The 22,133-nt window shown below is 42.2% G+C and carries 19 protein-coding genes; 3 read left to right on the top strand and 16 right to left on the bottom strand.

The window, feature by feature from the left end:
* The 10 genes from MLE17_RS17740 to MLE17_RS17695 form a co-directional block, all read right to left on the bottom strand.
* On the bottom strand, positions 1-473 hold a 473-nt coding region (locus MLE17_RS17740), incomplete at its 3' end, for a DUF1670 domain-containing protein (RefSeq protein ID WP_243350108.1).
* A 330-nt stretch (positions 474-803) separates the two neighbouring features.
* Entirely contained in the window at positions 804-1,820 is a 1,017-nt protein-coding gene (locus MLE17_RS17735) for an arabinogalactan endo-beta-1,4-galactanase (protein ID WP_243350107.1), read from the bottom strand.
* Positions 1,821-1,936: 116 nt separating this feature from the next.
* Positions 1,937-2,992 (bottom strand): DUF5111 domain-containing protein, encoded by a 1,056-nt coding sequence (locus MLE17_RS17730; protein WP_243350106.1) that lies wholly within the window; start codon positions 2,990-2,992, stop codon positions 1,937-1,939.
* A gap of 40 nt (positions 2,993-3,032) precedes the next feature.
* Positions 3,033-4,592 carry a RagB/SusD family nutrient uptake outer membrane protein gene (locus MLE17_RS17725; RefSeq protein ID WP_243350105.1) on the bottom strand — a complete coding sequence of 520 codons (1,560 nt, stop codon included), beginning with the start codon at positions 4,590-4,592 and terminating at the stop codon, positions 3,033-3,035.
* A gap of 18 nt (positions 4,593-4,610) precedes the next feature.
* Entirely contained in the window at positions 4,611-7,586 is a 2,976-nt protein-coding gene (locus tag MLE17_RS17720; protein WP_243350104.1) for a SusC/RagA family TonB-linked outer membrane protein, read from the bottom strand.
* Positions 7,587-7,700: 114 nt separating this feature from the next.
* Positions 7,701-7,886, bottom strand: a complete 186-nt coding sequence (locus MLE17_RS17715) for a hypothetical protein (protein ID WP_243350101.1) — start codon at positions 7,884-7,886, stop codon at positions 7,701-7,703.
* Positions 7,887-8,215: 329 nt separating this feature from the next.
* Positions 8,216-12,142 carry a hybrid sensor histidine kinase/response regulator transcription factor gene (locus tag MLE17_RS17710; RefSeq protein ID WP_243350100.1) on the bottom strand — a complete coding sequence of 1,309 codons (3,927 nt, stop codon included), beginning with the start codon at positions 12,140-12,142 and terminating at the stop codon, positions 8,216-8,218.
* A gap of 71 nt (positions 12,143-12,213) precedes the next feature.
* Positions 12,214-12,675, bottom strand: a complete 462-nt coding sequence (locus MLE17_RS17705) for a hypothetical protein (RefSeq protein ID WP_243350098.1) — start codon at positions 12,673-12,675, stop codon at positions 12,214-12,216.
* Between the two features lies 1 nt (position 12,676).
* Complete coding sequence (locus MLE17_RS17700; RefSeq protein ID WP_243350097.1) at positions 12,677-13,003, bottom strand: hypothetical protein; 327 nt, start codon at positions 13,001-13,003, stop codon at positions 12,677-12,679.
* A gap of 570 nt (positions 13,004-13,573) precedes the next feature.
* Positions 13,574-15,097, bottom strand: a complete 1,524-nt coding sequence (locus MLE17_RS17695) for a glycoside hydrolase family 10 protein (protein WP_243350095.1) — start codon at positions 15,095-15,097, stop codon at positions 13,574-13,576.
* Positions 15,098-15,363: 266 nt separating this feature from the next.
* Between MLE17_RS17695 and MLE17_RS17690 the strand changes: the two genes are divergently transcribed.
* From MLE17_RS17690 to MLE17_RS17680, 3 genes are all read left to right on the top strand, one after another.
* Positions 15,364-16,110, top strand: coding sequence for a tRNA 2-thiocytidine biosynthesis TtcA family protein (locus MLE17_RS17690; protein ID WP_243350093.1), 747 nt, complete (start codon positions 15,364-15,366; stop codon positions 16,108-16,110).
* Between the two features lie 30 nt (positions 16,111-16,140).
* On the top strand, positions 16,141-16,314 hold the full coding sequence (locus MLE17_RS17685; protein ID WP_410795637.1) for a DMT family protein: 174 nt from the start codon (positions 16,141-16,143) through the stop codon (positions 16,312-16,314).
* A 61-nt stretch (positions 16,315-16,375) separates the two neighbouring features.
* Positions 16,376-16,744 carry a DMT family protein gene (locus MLE17_RS17680; RefSeq protein ID WP_243350091.1) on the top strand — a complete coding sequence of 123 codons (369 nt, stop codon included), beginning with the start codon at positions 16,376-16,378 and terminating at the stop codon, positions 16,742-16,744.
* Positions 16,745-16,910: 166 nt separating this feature from the next.
* Here the strand turns inward: MLE17_RS17680 and MLE17_RS17675 are convergent, their stop codons facing one another.
* The 6 genes from MLE17_RS17675 to MLE17_RS17650 form a co-directional block, all read right to left on the bottom strand.
* Entirely contained in the window at positions 16,911-17,456 is a 546-nt protein-coding gene (locus MLE17_RS17675; protein WP_243350088.1) for a hypothetical protein, read from the bottom strand.
* On the bottom strand, positions 17,453-18,190 hold the full coding sequence (locus MLE17_RS17670) for a hypothetical protein (RefSeq protein ID WP_243350086.1): 738 nt from the start codon (positions 18,188-18,190) through the stop codon (positions 17,453-17,455). Before MLE17_RS17670 ends, MLE17_RS17675 begins: the two co-directional genes overlap by 4 nt.
* 71 nt (positions 18,191-18,261) lie before the next feature.
* Positions 18,262-19,497, bottom strand: a complete 1,236-nt coding sequence (locus tag MLE17_RS17665) for a hypothetical protein (RefSeq protein WP_243350084.1) — start codon at positions 19,495-19,497, stop codon at positions 18,262-18,264.
* Positions 19,494-19,820 carry a hypothetical protein gene (locus tag MLE17_RS17660; RefSeq protein WP_243350082.1) on the bottom strand — a complete coding sequence of 109 codons (327 nt, stop codon included), beginning with the start codon at positions 19,818-19,820 and terminating at the stop codon, positions 19,494-19,496. Before MLE17_RS17660 ends, MLE17_RS17665 begins: the two co-directional genes overlap by 4 nt.
* Positions 19,821-20,253: 433 nt before the next feature.
* A complete protein-coding gene (locus MLE17_RS17655) occupies positions 20,254-21,150 on the bottom strand; it encodes a hypothetical protein (RefSeq protein WP_243350081.1) in 897 nt (298 codons plus the stop codon).
* A gap of 146 nt (positions 21,151-21,296) precedes the next feature.
* Complete coding sequence (locus tag MLE17_RS17650) at positions 21,297-22,076, bottom strand: hypothetical protein (protein WP_243350080.1); 780 nt, start codon at positions 22,074-22,076, stop codon at positions 21,297-21,299.
* Positions 22,077-22,133 lie beyond the last annotated feature (57 nt).

Raw genomic sequence — 22,133 nt, 5'->3', positions numbered from 1 at the left:
AAGACTATATCTTGTTGCTTTAACGCCTTAATATCGCGATTAATGGTACTCTCACCGCAGTTGAGTAACCTGTTCGCCAGGTCTTCGACAGTTAGTAATCCACCTTGTTGGAAAGCTTCGTTGCAGATGCGGATAAGACGATGTTGCCGGAGGGCAATTACACCGTTCTTTTCACGAACCAGAAGATCTTCTTCCCCCGAATCAAGGGTGAGCATTACGGTCTTCATCTGACATTCAGATAGCCTTTTCTTTGGTGAGTTTTCAATTCCAACAACTTCAAAGCAGATCTGTCCCGGTTTCATACTGGCTTGGTTGTCAAAAAAGGGTTGGTACGTTTTGTAAACCACATTCAGGATGGCTTTGGCCTCAAACATAGAGCAGTTCATGCCAGCTTGAAGTTCATTAATGAATTGCGTATCTAACTGTTTTTGCTTTAGACGATCCCATTTCTGGAGAGCTGAATTGTTAATCATAATCGTAGGATTAATAAACAAAACTTCTTAGCAGCAGCCTCACTCCGTTCAGGCTTCGCTACGCTCCGCCTTCACTTCGTGAGGCTGCTGCTAAGATTCCAAATATCATCTATTATAACAATAATTTCAAAGAACTTATCTTCTATTATCCCTACTTCGTTGTCATATGACACAAATGTAGGGGATTTAGGGGTGGATTATAAACAGAAAAGAAAAACTGTTCTGATAATCCGGCAAGCGGCTTAGAGCCGCTGCCGGGGTGGGGTTATAGCGTTCAGCGGCTTAAGGCCGCTTGACGCGTAATGAATAGGTGATACTATTCAGTCCAAATTATTTGAATGCATCCAATGCTTTGGTCGGTCGGCCATCGTTGCCCCAGCAGCTTAGTTCGTATTTGCTCCATCTGCGGGCGCCTTGCGGTTCCCAGTAGAATACGCCAAGACCTTTGCGGGCAGGAACTTCTTTTACCTTTTTGATAACTGCTTTGAGCATGTCGTAGGTATTTTGCACTTTGGTGTCTTCGCCGCCTACTTCTACGACCATCACCTCTTTGTTATAGCGCGATACCATATCCTTCAGGTTATTTCCCAGGTCATTGATGGAAAGTTTGTAGTCGGGATTTCCTTCGAGCCAGTAGGGATAATAAGAAAGACCGATGATGTCGTATTTTGCGTTGTACTTCGTTGCATTGTCAAACCACCAGCGGAAACGTTCGTTGTTGTTGCCCTGGTCCACGTGTAGGATGACTTTGGATTCCGGTGAAACGGCTTTGATGGCATCGTAACCTTTGTTGATCAACTGTGTCAGTTGTCCCCAGTTTTCAATCTTACCTTCCGGATAAATCATCCCGCCGGGAGTTTCGTTACCCACCTGTACCCATTTGGGAGTCACGCCTGCTTTCTTTAACGCAGTCATGACGTCAAATGTATAATCGTAAAGCGCCTGTTTCAACTGGTCGAAGCTTAATCCTTCCCAGGCTTTGGGTTTTACCTGTTGCTTGGGGTCGGCCCACGAATCACTGTAATGGAAGTCAATCATCACGTCCATTCCCAGTTTTTTTGCCCGAACTGCCATCGCCACGGTTTCCTCTTTGCTGCAATGACCGCTTTGCGGATTGTCATTCGGATTTACCCACGTGCGCAGGCGTATAGCATTGATGCCGTGTTCTTTGAGAATGGACAGGCAATCCTCTTTTTGACCCTTATCATTACGGAAAATGTAACCGCTTGTCTCCATCTGAGGAAGCCAGCTGACATCGGCCCCTTTGGCAAACTGAGCGTAGGAGACTTGTGGCAGAATCAACAGGATAGTCATCAGGGAAATAAGCTGGTTGAGCTTCTTCATCATAACATTCGGATAAAAAGGTCTTATCTTAAAATGCTTCATCTTTTCAATTGGTTCAGAAAGTGCTATGACTTACCCGGAGGTAAGCCATAGCGGGGGTTGTTAGTAGATAGTGTGTGTTATTTGATAGTGTAGGTGTACTTTTCAGGGTGGCTCAGATCCATGGTAATGGTGTATGTGCCCGGAGTCGAAATCACGATGTTGTCTCCACCCAATACCAGCGAACCGTTTTTATCCGTGTCGCCATATTTGGAACCCCAATCCTGATTGGCAATAATCTGAATGCCATAAAGGACGGTGGAGATGTTGCAGGTAACGCTCCATTTTTTCGTTGAGGAGTCGTAGGTCATTGGAGTAGCAGTCAGACTCCATCCGTTGAATTCACCGGTTACGGCAAAGGAGGTGATGGCAGTCTTGCTCCAGGTCATGTTGTTGGTATTGGCCTTGACGAGGAAATAACCACCTTCGTCAAACCAGATGTTCCACATGCCGGATGTTCCATCCAACGTATAGAGGCCACTAGGGCTGGAACCATACCAGGCACCGCCACCATCTGCTTTTTCGGAGAATTTGAAGTTTGCCCACTGTGCGGCATTTACAAATCCCTCGTAGTTGCCGTCATTGTTTTTTGAACATAATTTGACCGAATAGTCATTCCAGTCACCACTTACTCCCGGCATATAGAGGAATGCAGCTTGTTTGACAACGCTATATGGGGTAACACCAATCTTCAGCACGTTACTGTACACCGGATTGTTTCCAAATGCCATATAAGCCTTTAACCGAACTTGAACGGTTGATTTAACGTCACCTTTCAGTTTTAACTGGTTCAACAACTTCTTATTCAATACAGAGTCGGTATAGGAAATCGAATATTTGTTGACGGCCACCTCTTCTTCAACAGGTGTTGAAAAGTCTCCGTTCAGCGTATCCATCTGGATGGTGTAGGTCACCGGAGTGCTGATCCCGTAAGTAAGGGAATCCCATTTAAAGCTGATTGCGGTGTGGGTGGATGCATCCGTTTTACTCAGGACAAGAGCCGTATCACTTGGGGTAAGAGCAAATTTACCGGTTTCGGGCATTGTTGCAATATACTTCATGTCATTGTCGGTACACGAATAGAGCGCAACCAAAACCACAAACAATGCTGAAAGCTTATATATGATGTTCTTCATTTTTGTTCTCATTTTGAATTAAAGACTAAATGTCAGACGATTAATAGTTGTCGTTTTGTTTGAGGTTAGGATTAGCCAACAAGTCTGAAGTCGGAATCGGGAACAGGTTGTATTTGCTGTCCACCGCTTTACCAGCCAGTGTGTTTCCTTTCCAGGCCCAGAGGTAATCACTTGTAGTCAGTTTGTTGTAACGAACCAGGTCGGTACGTCTTTGCGCTTCCCAGTAAAACTCGCGGGCTTTTTCCTTCAGGAGAAAGTCGAGTGTCAGGTTGGTTTGCTGGATATTTCCCTGCGTACTTGACGGATCACTGGCATAAGCTCTTCCGCGGATTTTGTTGACATAGCTCAATGCTGTAGCTGCACTACCACCGCTACCGCCACGCAATACCGCTTCAGCATAAGTCAGGTAAATTTCAGCCAGGCGGAACACCGGAAAGTCGATGTCCGACAGGTTGTTGTAGCTGTTGTTCTGTACAATAGCACTTCCGTCTCGGTTTACATTGCGGTATTTGAAGGCCGAATATCCGTCAGTACTGATGGTTACGTTGTTTACTTCCAGGTTTTGACCGGTTGTATAGAATTCAGCGCGTTTATCCATTGTGGTATCCGCTGTCGGGAAGAGTGCCGGTATTTGCTGCGTCATTCTGAAGTTACCCCAGCTACCTGACAGTCCGTTGATAGAAGCCGGTATTCCGGCAGCACCCAGTGCCATGAAGTTGGTTCCGTTCCAGGTTTCATTGGTATTGTCGTAATTCAGCGTGAAGATAAATTCGTTGGTGTTTTTGTTATTATCTCCCAGCATCAGCCAGCTGTAATGGCTTTCGAGTGAATATCCGGCTGATATGATTTTGTTGCAATAGGTGATGGCCTGTGTGTAATAATCATTGCCGGTGTAAACTGTTCCGTTGAGGTACATTCTTGACAATAGCGCCCAGGCTGCAGCCTTATCCGGACGTCCTCTCTCGTTGGTCCGTGGGTCGGCAAGTTGCGACTCGATATCTTTCAGTTCCGATTCGATAAAGTTGAACAGGTCTGCTCTTTTGATTTGTTTCGGTGAGGAAAAGCCCAAATCATCCGGAGTCGGGAACGGTGGATTACCGTATAAATCCATCAACACCCAGTAGCAATAAGCGCGCAGGTAGCGTACTTCCGCGGTGTATTGTTTAATCTGAGTAACATCAGCACTAGTAAAGCCCCGGGATGCAATCTTTGCATCGGTCGATTCATTCAGATAGTTATTGCAATAGGTGATGGTCATCAACATACTCGAATAAACGTAGGTGATAGCCGGTGCATCGGCACTCCATGCCAATTGATGGAAAACGGCATTTCCACCGTCGTCGTTCCAGGTACTTACCGCCTCGTCGGTGGTGTATTCCTGCATTCCCCAGTATTGACGGAGGAATGAACCGTAAATCATATTGGAATAGATGGATGCCAGGCTTTGTTTGTATCCCGCTACCGATTGGAACTGTTTGTCTGCGGTAAGGTCATTGGTCGGCGTTTTTACCAAATCATCGGTACATGCGCTAAAACCGATAATCATTGCCAGTAGTATCAGTCCCAAACGACCGGTTGTGATATATTTCTTGAAATTCATACTCGTGTTTGTTTAAGGTTAAAAGTTCATATTCAGACCAAATGCAAATACACGTGGCACCGGATAGGCATTCTGGTAGCCGCTGTTGGTTTCCGGATCGAGACCTGTGAATTTGGTAATGGTGAAGATGTTTTGTACCGATAGGTTCATCTTAAGGCTCACTTTGTGAAGGAGTTTGCCGAAGTCATATCCGACGTAGGCATTATCCATTTTCAGGAATGAGGCATTTTGCAAATAGTAGTCGCTGTAGCCTTCGTATTGGTCTGTATTGTGAAACTGCGATTTGTAGTACGAAGTATTCAGGTTTTGGGAGGTCGTCCATCCGGTCATCGCTACTGAATTTTCCTGTGGCATGTAATAGGCGTAATGACCCAGGTTGGCGTGGAACGAAGTTCCTACTGACCATTTCTTGTACTGTAAGTTGGTGTTGAAGCCCAACAGGTACTTCGGTGTCGATGATTTGCCGGTTACGTATCTGTCTTTCGCATTGAGCAAACCGTCACCGTTTACATCCAGCATCTGGTCTTCAATTGGTTTCCCGTTTTTATCATACACTTGATGGTAGAGGTAGAAGGTATTGTATGCCGAACCGACCGTATTTACCAGTATCTTGTCGCTGAAAAGTCCGACACTGCTGTCGTCAATCAGGCTGAGTTTGGTAATCTTGTTTTTATTGTAAGTTGCGTTGAAACCTAAGTCCCATGTCAAATCTTCCGTCTTTACAGGTGTCGCTTTGATGTTTAATTCCACTCCTCTGTTTTCCATAGAACCGATATTTTTAATCATGGTAGAGCTAAAGCTGTAACCGTAAGGAACAGTAACTGCATTCAGCAGGTCCTTGGTGTTTTTGTTGTAGAAATTCAAACTACCGGTAATACGATAATTCAGGAAGGCGTAATCCAGTCCGATATTTGTTGTTGAAGTTTGCTCCCATTTCAAATCCGGATTGTAAACCTGCGGGAAAATCGTTGTATATGCAGTGTTGCCGATCGTGTACTGTGAGCCCAGTCCATACGTGGTGTATCTTTTGATCGGGTAGTAGTTGGCAAGACCGTCCTGTTGGCCGGTGATACCGTAACCCATGCGCAGCTTCAGGTCAGACAGAGGTTTTATATCCTTTAGGAAACTTTCCTGTTTCATCTTCCAGGCCAATGCCATAGAAGGGAAGATACCCCAGCGGTGTTTATCTGCAAAGCGGGATGACGCATCATCGCGTACCGTTGCTGTGAAGAGGTATTTATCATTCAGGGTATAATTCAATCGACCATAAAATGATACGATGGAGTGGCTCGGTTTATCAAACGCATAGGTTGGTACCGAGCTTGCGATTAGCGTTCCATCAGCTGAATATGTCGGGTAGTAGTAGTTTGTTGTCAGGAAGTCGTTGTAAGAATATCCCGCTGTTACATCCATCTTGCTTTTGAGATTGGATAGTTCTTTTGAATAGAACAGATAAGATTCAAACAGTTTGTTGAATGATGATGCCGAAGGATTACCATTATATTTTTTACCTCCTGAAAGCAATTGAGCGAAATAGGTTGCAGGAGCAAAGTAAGTATATTGACCTCTGGATGCATCATAACCTGCATTTACGTTGAGGTGAAGTTCCGGCAAAAAGAAGAAACTGTAATCAGCCTGAATGTTACCCAAACTGCGGAAGTTTTTGTTTCGTTCATTCACCTGCTCCAGCATACTCACCGGGTTAATGTTGGTCAGTGCCGGATTAGATTTAAAATCTGTATACTGGAAGTATCCGCCGTAAGTCTGGTCATCCACGCGAACCGGTTGGGTCGGGTCAAAGGTTGTTGCTCCCCAGATAGCACTCTGATTGGCGATCCGTTCATTTTCGTACGAACCTTTCAGGTTCAGGTTTACCTTCAGTTTATCATTCAGGAATGATGGATTGAGGTTAACTGAAGCAGTTGCTCTTTCGTAGTTGCCGGTTTTCAGGATACCGTCCTGATTGGTATAGGCAAATGAAACCCGGTAAGGAAGCGTTTTTGTTGCTCCGCTTAAGCTCAGGTTATAATCCTGTGCCAATGCATTCTGGAAAATCTGATCCTGCCAGTCGGTATTGGCGGTTCCGGGAGCCACTTTCATTGCGCTACCCAGCTCTGTTGCGAGTGCACGATACTGGTCTGCCGAAAGGACGGATACTTTTTCGCGCAGCGTAGATACACGCATATTGCTGGTAAAGTCAATCGTCATTTTACCCTTATTGCCTTTCTTGGTGGTAATCAGGATAACCCCGTTTGATGCCCGTGAACCGTAGATGGCTGAAGCCGAAGCATCTTTCAGTACGGTAAAGTTTTCGATATCGCTTGGATTGAGTTGGCTGAGGATACCGGGGCCGTTATTTCCGCCTTCGATTGGAAGCCCGTCAATTACGATGAGCGGGTTATTTGATGCGTTCAGTGAAGCACCACCCTGAATCAGGAATGAGCTACCCGCACCCGGTTTACCGCTGCTAGGCAATACCTGAACGCCTGATATTTTGTTTGCAATCAATGCCTCGGCATTGGTCACAGGGGCTTTCTCAAAATCGCGTGAACTAACAGTAGAGATGTTTCCGGTCAGGTCTTTGGCTTTACGGGTACCGTAACCGACCACAATGACCTCATCCAGCTTTTTGGTGTCCGGCAGAAGTTTTACCATCAGGGTGCTTTTTCCCCCGGTTGAGAGAAGCTGAGTCTGGTAGCCGATGAATGAGATTTCAATTGGAGAACCGGCATTGGGTAGGTTTAGCGAGAATTGTCCGTTATAATCCGTAATGGTTCCCAGGGTAGTGCCCTGTACCTTGATATGTACGCCGGGAAGTGGCGTGCCCTGCTCGTCTTTGACCGTACCGGTTATCTTATGTTGGCCTTTTGACGGAGCGTTTTGCTCAACGGCACTTGATGAGGCCTGAATAGCATACGGAGTGCCACAAAGAGCAACCGCTACCATCGCGATACGAAGAGGTGAGAGGTTTTTCAAATAGAAACTTTTTCTCATGGTAAATAAATGGATTTAGTTAATGTGAGATTTTATACCGAAGGTTTTCGGATTCAGCAGCGGTTATCAGAACCGGCTTTTTATCTTATTTATGCGTGATAGCCAAATGGGAAATTAGGATTCGAATTTCAGTTTCTGATCCTGATGAACACGCATCAACAAATCTGAAACCGGAGAAATAGAATGGTCATAGTCCTTGTTCTCGCGCATCAGTTCAATCATCCTGATCCGGATGTCAATTGAGTCTTCAATTGAAGCAGTTTTTTGTAATTGAATTTTCAGGTCTTCCAAAGTTTTCATAATTATAGAGAGTAAAGGGTTTTTCAGAAACGGCTTATGATGTTGCTCCTTTAAATTGTAGAATCAGGTTAGGTCCGGTTTAGGTTTGAAATTCAACTTAACCTAATGACAAGATGACATCACGATACAAAAAAACATCATCAGTTCTGTATCAGAATGCTGCCTGTTTTTACTAACTGAGGTTTTCGTTAGTGAAAGTTTAAAACAGGTTTTTGATGACATTCTGCGTCAGAACCAACAATGCAAAAATAATGTCCGAGTCGTGCCTGTTTCAAGCACAAATCGGACATAAAGAGTAACAAAAAAGACAATTGTATCAGGTTAATCCCTTAATCCATAAACTGTTTAGGTGTTTTGCCGTATTTGGTCTGAAAACATTTGGAGAAGTAGGAGTAGTTAGAGAATCCGACCAGGTACATCACCTCTGCCACCGAGAATTTTTTCTGGGCGAGAAGCATGGCTGCCTTCTTCATCCGGATGGAACGGATGTAGTCAACCGGGGGCAGCCCGGTGAGTTGTTTTATTTTGCGGTAGATTTGTTTTGAACTAATGCCGGTATATTCACAAAGCTTATTGACATTCAGATCGGGATCATCCACATGATCTTCAATGATGGAGGTGATCTCTTTCAGCAGCTTTTCGTCCCACGATTCAGCCTCGATTTCTTTTGGCGTTGCAATGGCCTTTAGGCGAACCTGGCTCTCCAGCTGTTGCTGTACACCCAATAATTGACGGATACGCAGCTGCAATAACCTCGGTTCGAAGGGTTTCGGTACGAAGGCATTTATACCCAGCTGAAGGCTTCGCTCTTCGGTGGTTTTGTCGTCCTTCGCTGTCAGCATGATAATGGGTACAGCTGTCAGGTTGTGTTGCTTTCTCAGCAGACGGCACATCTCCATCCCATCCATGACCGGCATCATCACATCGGCGATAATCAGGTCAGGTTTTAGTGTCACAGCCATATCCAACCCGGTTTTTCCGTTATGTGCCAGTTCGTAGCGGAATTCATTGGAAAGCGATTGGGCGATAAATTCACTGATTTCGAGATTATCTTCCACAATCAGAATCAACGGTTGGTCCGTTGCATCCGGTTTTTCAATACCAGGTAAATTATGCTGATCGGTTAACTCCGGGTCGATAACCGGAAGTATGATGGTCAGGGTAGTCCCTTTATCTTCTTCGGAAGTAATAGAAATCGTTCCGCCGTGTAGCTCTACATAGTTCTTGACCAGATACAACCCAATACCGGACCCCTCCTTATCATTGACCGTCTTTCTTGATTGGAAAAAACGGTCAAAGACAAATGGCAAATCTGCCTTAGGTATGCCAATGCCAGTATCGCTGATTTTCAGTTCGAGCTGATTACTTTCAGTCGGGGAAATGGATATTTCGAAGCTAATTTCACCTCCTTCCCGCGAATATTTACTGGCATTAGAGATGAGGTTGGTTAGCACCGATTCCATTTTCAGTACATCCATCTTTACCCAAATCTTCTCATTTGAAGTTACGAACCGGGCGTTGAGGTGACGGGCATTGAAGGCCTCTTCAAAGACCGAAAATATCCCTCGGGCGAATTCCACAAACTCAGCTTTCGAAGGAATCAGAGTTGCATCAGCCGAACCGTCGAACCGTTCAAATCCGATCACCTGCTGAATCAGGCTATTCAATCGCAGGGCATTTTGCTGAATCAGCTCCAGCTGCTTTTTCAGGGGAGCTTGTTTGGTCTCGGCAAGCAGTTTGCTGACCGGTGCAATAATCAGGCTCAACGGCGTCTTGAACTCATGTGATACGTGCGTGAAAAAGTCAATCTTCATCCGGGAGAGTTCCAGCGTTTTCTCCTTCTCGAACCGTTCGATTTTGATGCGTTGGCGGATTCGGTAATAGTTGATGCACCAAGCCACAAAGCCTGCAAACAAAAGTGCATAAAACAGTTTTGCCCATACAGTCAGATACCACGGCGGGGTAATAATCAGCCGGAAATCCAACGATGATTTTATTATTGAACCATCCGGAGCCATCCGTCCGAAACTCAGATTGTATCTACCCGGAGACAAATTGGTATAGGTAATTTTGTCTGTAAGATTTTGCGTAGAGCGCCATTCATCATCCACCCCATCCACGCGGTAGAGGTAGTTTTTGCTCTTTTCGCGGGAGAAGTTCAGGTCGGAAAATTCAAACGAGATATTATTCTGGTTGTATTTCAATGTAACCTCATCGGCATAACGGATGCTAGGCCCATCGTAATCCTTTCCGGTTTTGAATAAATGGTCATTGACATAGAGAGCCGTCAGTGTTATGGCCGGTGGTGTTGTCTTCTGGGTTGCAATGGAGGGGGAGAATTCCAGAAACCCATCCACACCGCCAAGATAAATCTGGCGATTGGCCGTATCGTAAAAGCTGCAGGAGTAGGATTTATTGATAAGGTCAGTCGCATGAATCTGCAAACTCTTTTTATCCAGCACAAAGATTCCTTCCGAAGTCGTTACCCAAATGTGACCGTCTTCCTCAGTCAATACGCGGATAAACAGGTTTTTCAGTCCACCCGGCTCGATGTCTTTTCTCTCGTTGGTGCGCGGGTTGAGGCGGGTGAGTCCGCCATTGTACCCAAACCAGATAAAGCCTTCCCGGTCACGAATCATGCAGCTGGCATTTTTCCCCGGTTCATTGGGCTTAATATTGAAATGGGTAACCCGTCCGCTTTTTGTATCTATTTTGTTGAATCCCGCGTTGTAGGTCAGCGCCCAGATATTTCCCTGCAAATCCATCAGCATCTGGTTGATGAAATTGTCAGAAAGGCCGTTGCTGCGGCCGTTTTTGTAGAAGTTTTGTTCGGCTATGTAGGTCTTGTCCGCGCTGGCCAGCAGCTTCGCTTTGTCCACCACGAAGATTCCTCCGAGGCACGTTGCAATCCAGAGCCGACCCCGTTTGTCTTCCATGATGTTGTACGCCCATTGCGCGTTTCTCGTATGGCTTTTATCCACGATGTTGTAATGGACAAACTGACGTTTGTCGTAGTCGAAACGGTTGATGCTGCCGTCTGTCGCCACCCACAGGTTGTGCGTATGATCCTCATATATGCAGCGAATCCGGTTGTGAGAAATCGGGTTGCGGCTTTCCCCCATCTTGTACCAGGTGCTGCCGGAGCCATCCGCCGGACTGAAAATCAACCCGTTCGTACCTCCATACCAGAAGTTGTTGCGCGAATCCCTGAAAATGACCTGCAAATTATTTCCGTCCCCCATTCCGGTCACCCGGGAGATGGGCACGTATTGGTATTCTTTGTTGGAGCGGGCGAGGGAGACACCGTAGTCCGTTCCAATCCAGGTGTTATTTTGTTTGTCAATAAAGATGCTCCAGACAATGTTGTTGGACAGGGACTGGCTGTATCGGGAGTCGTGCAGGAGATGATTCACCTCGTTGTTTGCACGGTTATAGACGTAGAGGCCGTTGTCTGTACCCAGCAACAGGTTTTTATTTTGGTCAATCGCCAGTGACTTGATGGAGTTTCCGTCGAAGGCTGGGATGTGTTCAATCTTTTTGGTTTCGGGAAAATAGCGGAAAAGGTATCCCTCCGTCCCAATCCAGATGCAGCGGTTCTCCGCATCCTCCAGCAGGGAATTGACCAGCAGGTTGTTCTTCGGGGAATAGACCGGAAGAGCTATGGTCTGAAACCTGTTCGTGTTAGGAGCGAGGGTGCAGAGGCCGTTATAGGTACCGACGTACAGGGTGTGGTCAGTGGTCTGAAGTATCGAGTAAATCGCTTTGTGGGGGATACCGGCATTTTTCTGCTGACTGACATTCTCAATCCGATTGGAGTTTATCGCGTAACGGAAAAGCCCGTTTAAGGTTCCGATCCAAAGCATCTTGCCCGAGAGTGCCATCGAGCGGATGTCTGTCGGGAATTTCACAGGGCGGCTTTCGTATAAATCGATCTTCAGGTTGTAAAACAGGAGACCATTATCCGCACCGAGACACAGACGCTCATCATCGAGCAATGTCCCGCAGTTAATCATCGAGCCCGATTCCTGTTTGTTTTGGGAAAATGGGAAATGCGGAAGCAGGGTATGCCCGTTGTAGCTGAACAATCCCTTATCCGTCCCCATCCAGATTAGCCCTTGCTTGTCCTGGATAAAGCAGTTGACCACCGAAGCGTCGTTATTCAACGCTACATTGTCAAAGGACTGGTAAGGCGCAGCTTGTGCAACAGTCAGTAGTATGAAGTGGGCTAAAAAGATAAGCAGCGAAATTTTCTTCATAGGTTATTCAAGGGTATCAGGTATATGGAGCTTTGCCGGTGTAATATTTTCTGCCGCAGAAACCACGTTCGTTATTTGTCAAAATACTTCAGGATAAATCCCTTGTTTGCGTCAAAGTCGGCAGAGTTGACTACGAACGGCTTCTTCTTTTTATTGAATAACACCATGTCGCCCGAAATCTTTTTAGGATTCATCACGAATTCTTCCTTCTTCGAAAGATTTAATACGAGGTATTTCTTATCATGGACGGTCATCGTGTTGATGCCCATGCCGTGCAGGGCGGTCCGGGCAATGCCGGGATACCAGGTCATCTGATCGACCCAAGCCTGATAGTCCTCTTCCGAATTTTGGGCGTGCATGCGGGCGATTTCGGTTGTGTCCGGTGCGACGAATATCACGCAACTGCTGTCCACTATCAGGGCGTTTTCGGTGGTGTAAATGACAGATGGATGCGCCTGTCCGGATTTATTGCAACCAGCTGCCGATATCAGCAACAAGATGATTGCGATGATATGTAAAGGGTATTTCCGCATCTTATTTCCCCATTAAATCCTTCAATGTGCGGCGCAGGAAGTTGACCTCCTGTTCCAGATCTTTGACTTTCTCCTTTAGGGCAATCATCTCCTCGTTGACCGGTTCAGCCGGTTCGGCAAAGGAGTAGTGGTCCGCGATTTCCTTGAAGAAGTTGTATTGAAACGCCTCGGAGAATTTGGCGAGGTCATTTACGGTAATGTTTTTACGCTTGAGGGTAACGTAGATGGTCGAGTAATTCATATTGAGCAGATGCGCGACATCTGCCGGGGACAGTCTTCGCTTGTCAACCTCCCTGTTTATCAACGCGAGCGCATTAATTTTTTCCATGACATTCCGGTTTTGGGTATAAGAACAAAGAATATTTCCTGTTTGGTTACCCCCAACCCCCTAAAAGGGGCTTTTACCGCAGAAGCGTTATCTGTAGTAGTCCGCAAAAGTCCACTTTAGGAGATTTAGGGGTAAAGAAACCGCCGTATTAATTCGATAAAGACTTAACATTACGAAGTTATGAAAATACGGATAGATAATTATGCGAATGCTTAATTATTTTATTGAGAAACTTTGTTCGGGGATTGAATGCCCTTCGAGTAATATTGATAAAGATTCAAGATATATTGAAATAGTATCCAGTAATATAGAATAAATAACCACGAGGATGGATGGCGAATCCTGTAATATTGAATTCTATTCCACGAGGATTGAATTCTCTTCCACGAGAATGGAATTCTCTTCTAAGATGATGGAATACTCTTCCATGTATTTTTAATTCTCATCCAAGAGAATTGAATGCGATTCCACGAGGATTTATATCCCTTCCAGGAGAATGGATTTCCCTTCCAGAAATATTGATTTCCCTAAAACAAAAAAGACAGAGCTAAGCTCTGCCTTTCGATGATGTTATAGTTTGACGGTCTTCTTCTTGCCCTTTTTGCATTCGAAGTTGTAACGGTCGAGGGTGGTGACCACGTATTTGAATTTCACCTTATCCTTGTCATACGGAAGCTGGTACGAGGTTTCGGTCGTCAGCTTCACGATTTTCGACGGGTCATCGAGGTTCACCCGTTCACCCGGTCCGAAGCAATAGATGCAGTAGCGGGTAGGCATATTGAGCGCATCTTTATCGGCCTTCGGCTCCCAGCGGAGGAAGTAACCCTTCTCGGTCCATTCCGCCCAAAGCTTCTTAAGCTGGAGGGGAGGCGTGCCATCCATGTTGGTGTAAGCGGGCACGAGCGCCGGGTATTTATAGTAGTGATTCATCAGGCTGTCACGGATGCCGCCCTCGTTGCGCAGCACATCGTAACCGTTCCACAGACAATGTCCCTGAATCGCTTTTTGAGCCGAGGCCTGAGTCATCTTACGGGGCAATTGGTTTTTGTCGCCGGTCTGTGCATCGGGCGCCTGCATGGTGCGCACCACACTTTGACCGATATAAAGTTGCTCGCTGTGGACATTGCGCGACCACCAGTCCAGAAGAGTTGTGTAGTCAGCTGCTTTATGACCGATTTCCCAGTAAAGCTGCGGCATCACGTAGTCAATCCAGGCGTTTTTGCCCCACAGAATCACGTCGGCGTAGAGGTCGTCGTAGTTTTGCAGACCATTGGTGTTACTGCCTGAGCCATCAACGGTACTCTTTTTATTCCGGTAAATGCCAAACGGGCTGATGCCGAATCGCACATACGGTTTGGTTGAGTAGATGGTCTCCTTCAGTTCGCGGATAAGAAGGTTAACGTTGTTGCGGCGCCAGTCTGCTTTCTGATTTTGGGAAAATCCCTGCAATTTGCCGTAAGCCTCGAAGCTCTCTTTGTCGGGGAAATCTTCGCCCGCGATGGGGTATGGGTAGAAGTAGTCGTCCATGTGAATGGCGTCCACGTCGTAGCGCTTCACGATATCTTTGACTACGTTACAGATGAATTTGCGGTTTTCGGGCATGCCCGGGTCGAAGTAAATCTGCTTACCGTATTTGATAAAACGCTCCGGATGTTTCCAGTACAGATGGTCAGGGGCGAGGGCGTCGGTCTCGTTGCTGGTCACGCGGTAGGGATTGAGCCAGGCGTGAAATTCAATGTTGCGGGCATGGCACTCCTTGATAAGAAATTCCATCGGGTCCCACACCGGATTGGGCGCTTTGCCCTGCGTGCCGGTCAGGTAGCGGCTCCACGGCTCAAGGTCTGACTTATAAAAAGCATCCGCCTGCGGTCTAACCTGGAAGATGAAAGCGTTGATGCCGGCTTTCTGAAACGAATCGAGCATGTCAGTGAAATAACGCTGCATTTCGGTCATGGTCATGCTTTTGTATTGTGCCTGCTGCACGGTATGAATCCATACGCCGCGGAATTCACGTTTGGGGGCAATCGCCTGCCCGTTTGGCACAGAAAGTATCAGGATAAACAATAGGATAGTAAGACGATGAAATATTTTCATGACAAATAAGATTCTTGCAAATAAAGAGTTACTGAAAATGGCACAGAGAATAACGGCTTAAGAATATGATTTATTGCCAAATGTGCCTGTTTTGCAAAGATGGGCTATTTTGCCTGAATAACCAAATTAAAAATGGCTTAGGAATAGCGGGTTGGCGATATCGGAGGCTTATTGTGATGATGGATAATAATGTTTAAAATAAGCAGTTAGCCTCTCCGCCCGGCGGGTGATTTTGTATTTTTGCGCCCGGATTCTAAAAACTGACTATGGCAAAACTGACACCGGAGGAGAAATTGTTCCGCAAACTGGACCAACGGGTAAAAAAGGCGATTGAAGAGTATCGCCTCATTGAAGATGGCGATAAAGTGCTGATTGGACTTTCCGGCGGGAAGGATTCCCTGGCACTGATTGAACTGCTGGGACGGCGGATGCGGATTTTCAAACCGCGCTTCACCGTGGTGGCGGCTCACATCATCATGACCAATATCCCTTATGAGTCGGATGCCGAATACCTCAAGAATCACGCCGAACAGTACGGGATTCCTTTTGTCAAATACGAAACCTCCTTCGACGAGGCGACCGACCACCGCAAATCGCCCTGTTTCCTCTGCTCGTGGAACCGCCGCAAAGCGCTCTTCACCGTAGCCAAAGAGCAGGGTTGTAACAAGATTGCCCTCGGCCACCATCAGGATGACATTCTGCAAACGCTGCTGATGAATATCACCTTCCAGGGGGCTTTCTCCACCATGCCACCGAAGCTGAAGATGGATAAATTCGACATGACCATTATCCGTCCGTTGGCGCTTACTCCCGAGAGCGAACTCATCCAGCTGGCCGAAAACCAGAACTACCGCAAGCAGAAGAAAAACTGCCCGCACGAGAAGACCTCCCACCGCAGCGAAGTGAAAGCGATTCTCAAGCGCCTGGAAGAGCTTAATCCGCAGGCGCGTCACAGCCTCTGGTCGAGCATGAATAATATCCAGTACGACTATTTGCCCAAAAGCGAACTATGAAACTTACGACTCATAACTCACAACTTTGATATGCAAGGTATCTATTCCATTCTACTGTTGGTCGCGTCAAACGTGTTCATGACGTTTGCCTGGTACGGCCATTTGAAGATGAAACAGTTCAGCTGGTTTCACGCACTGCCGTTGATTGGGGTGATTCTCTTCAGTTGGGGGATTGCCTTCTTCGAATACAAATTGTCAAAATAACCCCAGAAATAACTTTGCTTAATAGCTGCGTCTATCAAACTGTAAATTAACTATATACATCATGCAAGGAATTTATTCAATATTACTTCTCATTGTGTCAAATGTCTTTATGACATTTGCTTGGTATGGACATTTAAAACTCCAGCAAACCGGATATATTAGCAATTGGCCGTTATTTGGGGTGATTGTTTTTTCATGGATGATTGCACTCGCCGAATACATGTGTCAAGTGCCAGCGAACAGATTAGGTTTTATAGGGAATGGCGGACCATTTTCTTTAATGCAATTGAAAGTTATCCAGGAGGTTACGACTTTAATTGTGTTTGCGATCTTTTCAACCATGCTATTTAAGGGAGAAAGTTTGCATTGGAATCATTTTGCAGCCTGTATCTGTCTTGTTATGGCTGTATATTTTGTTTTTATGAAGTAAGTTGAGGTTTTAGAAATTTGAAATTTTACCGTTTGTGTAAAAGAGGGACGGGTGAGGTTTACAGCTTGATAGCTTTAAAATATTACCCCATACCCCCTAGTTGAAGAACAAAAAAGGTGCTCACTATGGAACGCCTTTACTCTTTTAATAAGTTATTTCTACTTATCTATTTTGCTGTTTGCTCTATTGATTTCTTTTGGTTTAATATGTCCTTGTCTGAATCTATTGGATTAAGAGGATATACATAGATAAGATATAAATAAAAGAATGCTAGAGAGAATCCAAGAATCATAATGCCAATAATTGAGGTATTGATTTTTATGCCTTGTATTGAAACTTCTATTTCTGATTCATCTTTGTTCCTATTAAGTGACTTCAAATTCTTGAAAGTTTGAATAAAATGAAGTGTTGCAAGTATCAATCCTAACATTACAATAAGCAGAACAAAATAGAATATAATCTTTGATGAGGTATATTGCCATTCTAATTTGGCTTTATTCCTTTTGAATTTGTCTATTTGATAATTAATATTCTCAATTTCTAATCTATCATTTAATTCCCTTTCATAAATAGTTCTATTAATAGTAAATCTCTTGTTAAAGCTATCAATCTCATTTTTTGTTAGTGTGTTTCCTGTATTATTTGAATTCACCTGTGGTGTATTTATAATTACTAATACAAGAAAAATGACATTTCGAGTTAATGTTCTCATTTTATTATTTCTTTTACAGTTACTTTTTTAATTGGTTTTATCTTGCTTCTTATCAGAGATATTATCCCAATTCTATATTCCTTTAGTTCATTATCATCTTGGAACTTTAATCTGTTTTCGTTTTCTTTATATTTATCAAACGGATAATTTAGAGCCTCATTTTCCTCAAGAAGTTGCTTTATTTCCAATTCGAGCTCACCTAATTTTTTATTTCTATATTTATGTATATCTATAATTTCAATACACATCTTAGCAATGTGTACTTGGGTTTCATTAACTTGAAATGCTTTATTTAAGAGTGTATTAATTGAATCATAATGTAATTCAATATGTGAAATGAGATTTTCTTGTTTCTTTTGACAATCATAACTTATCCCTTTTTTACTCATATTTGCAAGTAATTGTTGTTTCTGCTTTTCAAATATTTTCTTTGTTTGAGATTTAACTATATTTAATATATCTATTTCTGATCTATTGAATTCATTGATATTATAATAATATACTTTTGCTGTATCATATAAGTCTAACCTTATTCGAAGTAGTTTTTTTATATCTTCTAAATTATTAGAACCAAACAGTCTGGAATCATTATTTATTAAGTTTCTGTAAAACATCACCTCTTTTCTATTCCTTAGAATGTCTTTATAAACCCAGTCAATTTCTTTTATTAATTGGGAGGATAAGGTTCCTGATAGAAATGTAAATATAAAGATGATAAATATCTTAGTCTTCATAATAAAGCTTATAATAATTCCTTTCAGATAATTCTTTGCCAGTACAATTATTATGCACAATTTTGTGTAAATTATCGCTTTACAAGCAAATCTATTAATAGACCAATCATAAGATAATCATTTGATTCTCGTGTTACAAAGTTGTTTCCCTTGGTGTATTTAAATATAGTTTTAAAATCAGTTTTTGGTATGTCTACTCCTAAAGTGAGTGAATAATTATACATCAGTTTATTTTTGGGATTAATTTGGGTGTTAAAGTCATAATAAGCTGTTCCATCTAAAATTAAACTATATATTTTCTGTATTGGTATGTTATAATAACATTTACCATATATTTGGTTTGATAAATCATTTGAACTCAAGACTGAAGGTTTGTTATTCTCAATTTCTTTGTATATTTTACCTCCAATACTTATAACAGGTTTCAATCTAAGTCTATTTTCACCAAAGGTTAAATCTAATAAATTGTTTATCAGGCCATTCCAGCAAATATTGCCACTTATTCGATAATTTGAGAAAGTCTGATTGCCTTCAACGCCCAATTGCCCAACTAATTCATTTTTCCCTTTGATGAAATTATAATTCACAGGATAAATAGAAATGAAATTAAGAGAGTCTTTTGAATTTGTGCTTATTAGGCCTTTTGTGTAAAAATATATCGGTATAGTGTTGAGAAAAGAGTATTTAGTTCTGTATTGAAATGATGCATTATATTCAGTTTTTCCGCTAGAAGCTTGTTCTGAAGGAATAACGCCAAACTCAAAATTATTTTGAGAAACAAATATATCCCCTCCTCTTGCATTTATTAGCTCTTCACCCATTAATTTAGTTAGAATCATATTGTTTTGTGTATGCTTTTCTATTTGTAATGGGGTGATTTTTAGTTTTTTTGTATTGGATCCGTTTGTAACTTCAAAGATTATTTCTGAGTTTGTGGTTATGTAGATATCAGCTTCCTTATCTTTAAGGAGGCTAATCAAGCCATATGAGGCATTCTCTATCTCAAAAGATATTTTGTGAGGGTTGGCTTGCAAGGTAATTCTCTCTCCTTTATCGATGATATTAGGTTGTCTTTTTGAAATTAGATTTGTCTTTAAATTAGAGTTGAGGCTATTAAATGTGCTATTATCAATGATATATCCATTTAGCTCAACTGGGCTGAAGTCTAAATTTAAGCTTATAACGACTGAATTTCCTCCAATAGTATTAATATGAGTTTCAGTGTTAAGTATCTGTGCACTTTCAATATCCTGACTAAAACTTGAAAGAGAGAATAAGAAGCTAATTGTGATTAATAGATATTTCATAAGAACTGTACTTTATTTGGGTCCCTTTTTTTTACGGTTTGATTCTCATAAACATAGTTAATGCAGTCTTTCACCGAAGCCCAGGTATTTAATGTGTCTTTCGAAAGTGGCACATCGTAATATTTCTCAGGGTTAACTTTGCTATCTACACCATAATAAGGGAGTTTGTTTATTAACTCCTTAAGCTTGGTGAGAAATACCGTTTTGTGATATTCCTGAAATTGTTTAAATTCAAAAGAATCAATATCTCCTGAAAAATCAGCGACTTCTTTTAGAGCGCATTTTGCAATTTCTTTAATTTGATCTGTTTCTAAAAATGCCATAATGATTAAATTTAATATGATTAGTACTGTGCTTTTTGTTACTTATAAAAAGAGGTTCTAATGCAATATCCAACCATAGATGAATATTTATCATAATACATAGGCTAATTTGCGATACGTTTATTAAGCCAAATAAAATGCGATGAGTGTAGAAGAAAGGAAGTCAAATTATTATAGTAACAATATTGAAATTCATTTTGTTGTATAAAGTTCTTTTTGTAGAATGTAGGTTTTGAATCTGGTGAACTGTTATAACAGAGTAAAACTGATTGGTTACTAGATGCTAAACTAGAAATGGCAAATGATTTATTAGTTGGGGATAATATCAGTGGTGGGTTTAGTAATACTCTTTTCTGAAAAAAAAAGAAGCTGTTTGTCTTTATACGGCAAACAGCTTCCTGATATGTAGATGTCTCTTACAACCACATTCTCTTTATTCCTGATTGACTAATTCCCGAAGTTTAGTAAACCCATCTTTATAAAATCTAGCCTCAGCAGTATTTCCAGGTTTAACAGTGAAACAAGCTCCCCATTTGTCTATGTTGATTTTTGAAATCAACTCAACCAGTTTATCAATCGGTATCCCAGATTCTTTATAAAACATTTTCATTCCTCCGCTGAATTTAGTGTTATTATATCGTTCAAACATAAACTCATTTTCTTTGAGTGCCTGGTATATTTTATCTCCTTCTGTCATTGAACTTTCATTCAATTCAATCGACTTTGGCAATTTTCGAAGCCCGTCTCTCATTTTTTTTACTAGACTAACTTTTAAAATACCTGTTCGTAAGGAATATATGTCATAACAAACTTGTGGGGGTAGATTCTCTTTTTTGTATATAGCAGCAATCATATCAACATACTCATCGCCAGATGGCCGGTCTATTGCGCCATCGTCTTCAGGGGTCCATGCTCTACCACTATTCTTTTTAGCAATAAATTCAGGTATTGAAAAAATTTCCGGTAGATTACATTTCTTACTGGCTGCTTCAAAATCGAAATTTGAATACAATTCTGGTTCGATTTCTTTGAGTAAAAGAAGGGCAATATACCTATGTTGACCATCGACTAAAGCTTTTAAGGATTCACCCCAGGGGATTTGAGTACGCTTTATTTCCCAGTTAGATAATGAGATGCCTTTGTTAGAGTCAACTGGGATAATCTCTATTTTTTCTAACTGGCATTTTTGAGTAACATCTCCTGTTAAGTATTCAATCTGATTAATTTCAGGAACGAAACCATCAAGCTTTAAACGATAGTATTGCTCTTTCACATGAGACTTGTTGATATCGCGATTAATATCACGACTGAAAAAAACTACTGATTCCATCTTATTTACTGTTTTAATTTTGCGTCTTATTGACATTGCAAAGTTGGCTTGTTTGGACAGCAGTATAGGAGATAAAAAAATCCCACATTTCTTTATCTCTTAAAAGCGATTAAAGAAAGTGGGACTCCTTTTTTTGAAAATACAGACTAACTGTAGTAGCAATTGAGCCTACTTTTGTTATAATCTTTGTATTTACTCAGATAACCTGATATATGTGATGCAGTTAATTTGGTTTCATCAGTATATATTCCAGTAAAAAGAATTAAGTCTACAATAAGCGCTCTTTTGTTCCCATCTTTTTTAGCCCTTGTATCAATTTTAAGCACTTTATCCAATATGTCTAATAAAGTCTTTGAGAAATAGTAGATTTGAATAGAAACGGGTTCTGCACCAGATCTATCACCATGATCGAACCACTCTCCTTGTCGCATAAGACTGCCATTTTCTATTTCTTGCAATCCATCTCTACATAATAAGTAAATGTATTTTATCGCAGTGATATTGTCAATTGTGATACTATGTTTTCCCTTGATCTTTAAAGTAATAGATTCTACTTTCTCGCGATGTTGTTCGATGCTGGTTGTGAATCTTTTTAATTGTGTCTCAGGTGTATCTTTAAAATCTATCCCCTTAATACAATAACCTTCACAATAGTCATATACGAACATTAGCAAGTACCAGAATTTCTCTGGATCTAGATCTAATGCTTTCAAAGCATTCTGAATATTGGGTTCTTTTAAATATTGGTCATAGCAAAATTTCTGCTTTAGATTTTCCTTATATCTCCTTCTAAACTGATCTACATAATGATAACTAAAGTCTTCGTATGGTTCTTCTGCATCATATTCAATTGTTGAAAGCAACGATATCATTGCATCAATTACATAGCTTAGCTTTTCATCGTCTAGTTGATCTCTTTCTTGCATGGCTTTATTAAAAATAAAAGTCTGCAATCATGCTAGATTGCAGACAATGGTTAAAGA

Origin of the sequence: Parabacteroides sp. FAFU027 (assembly GCF_022808675.1) — a bacterium.
GTDB lineage: Bacteria > Bacteroidota > Bacteroidia > Bacteroidales > UBA7332 > CAXXIC01.
The sequence above is the reverse complement of the archived record's forward strand: the minus strand, read 5'-3'. Positions and strand labels throughout refer to the sequence as shown.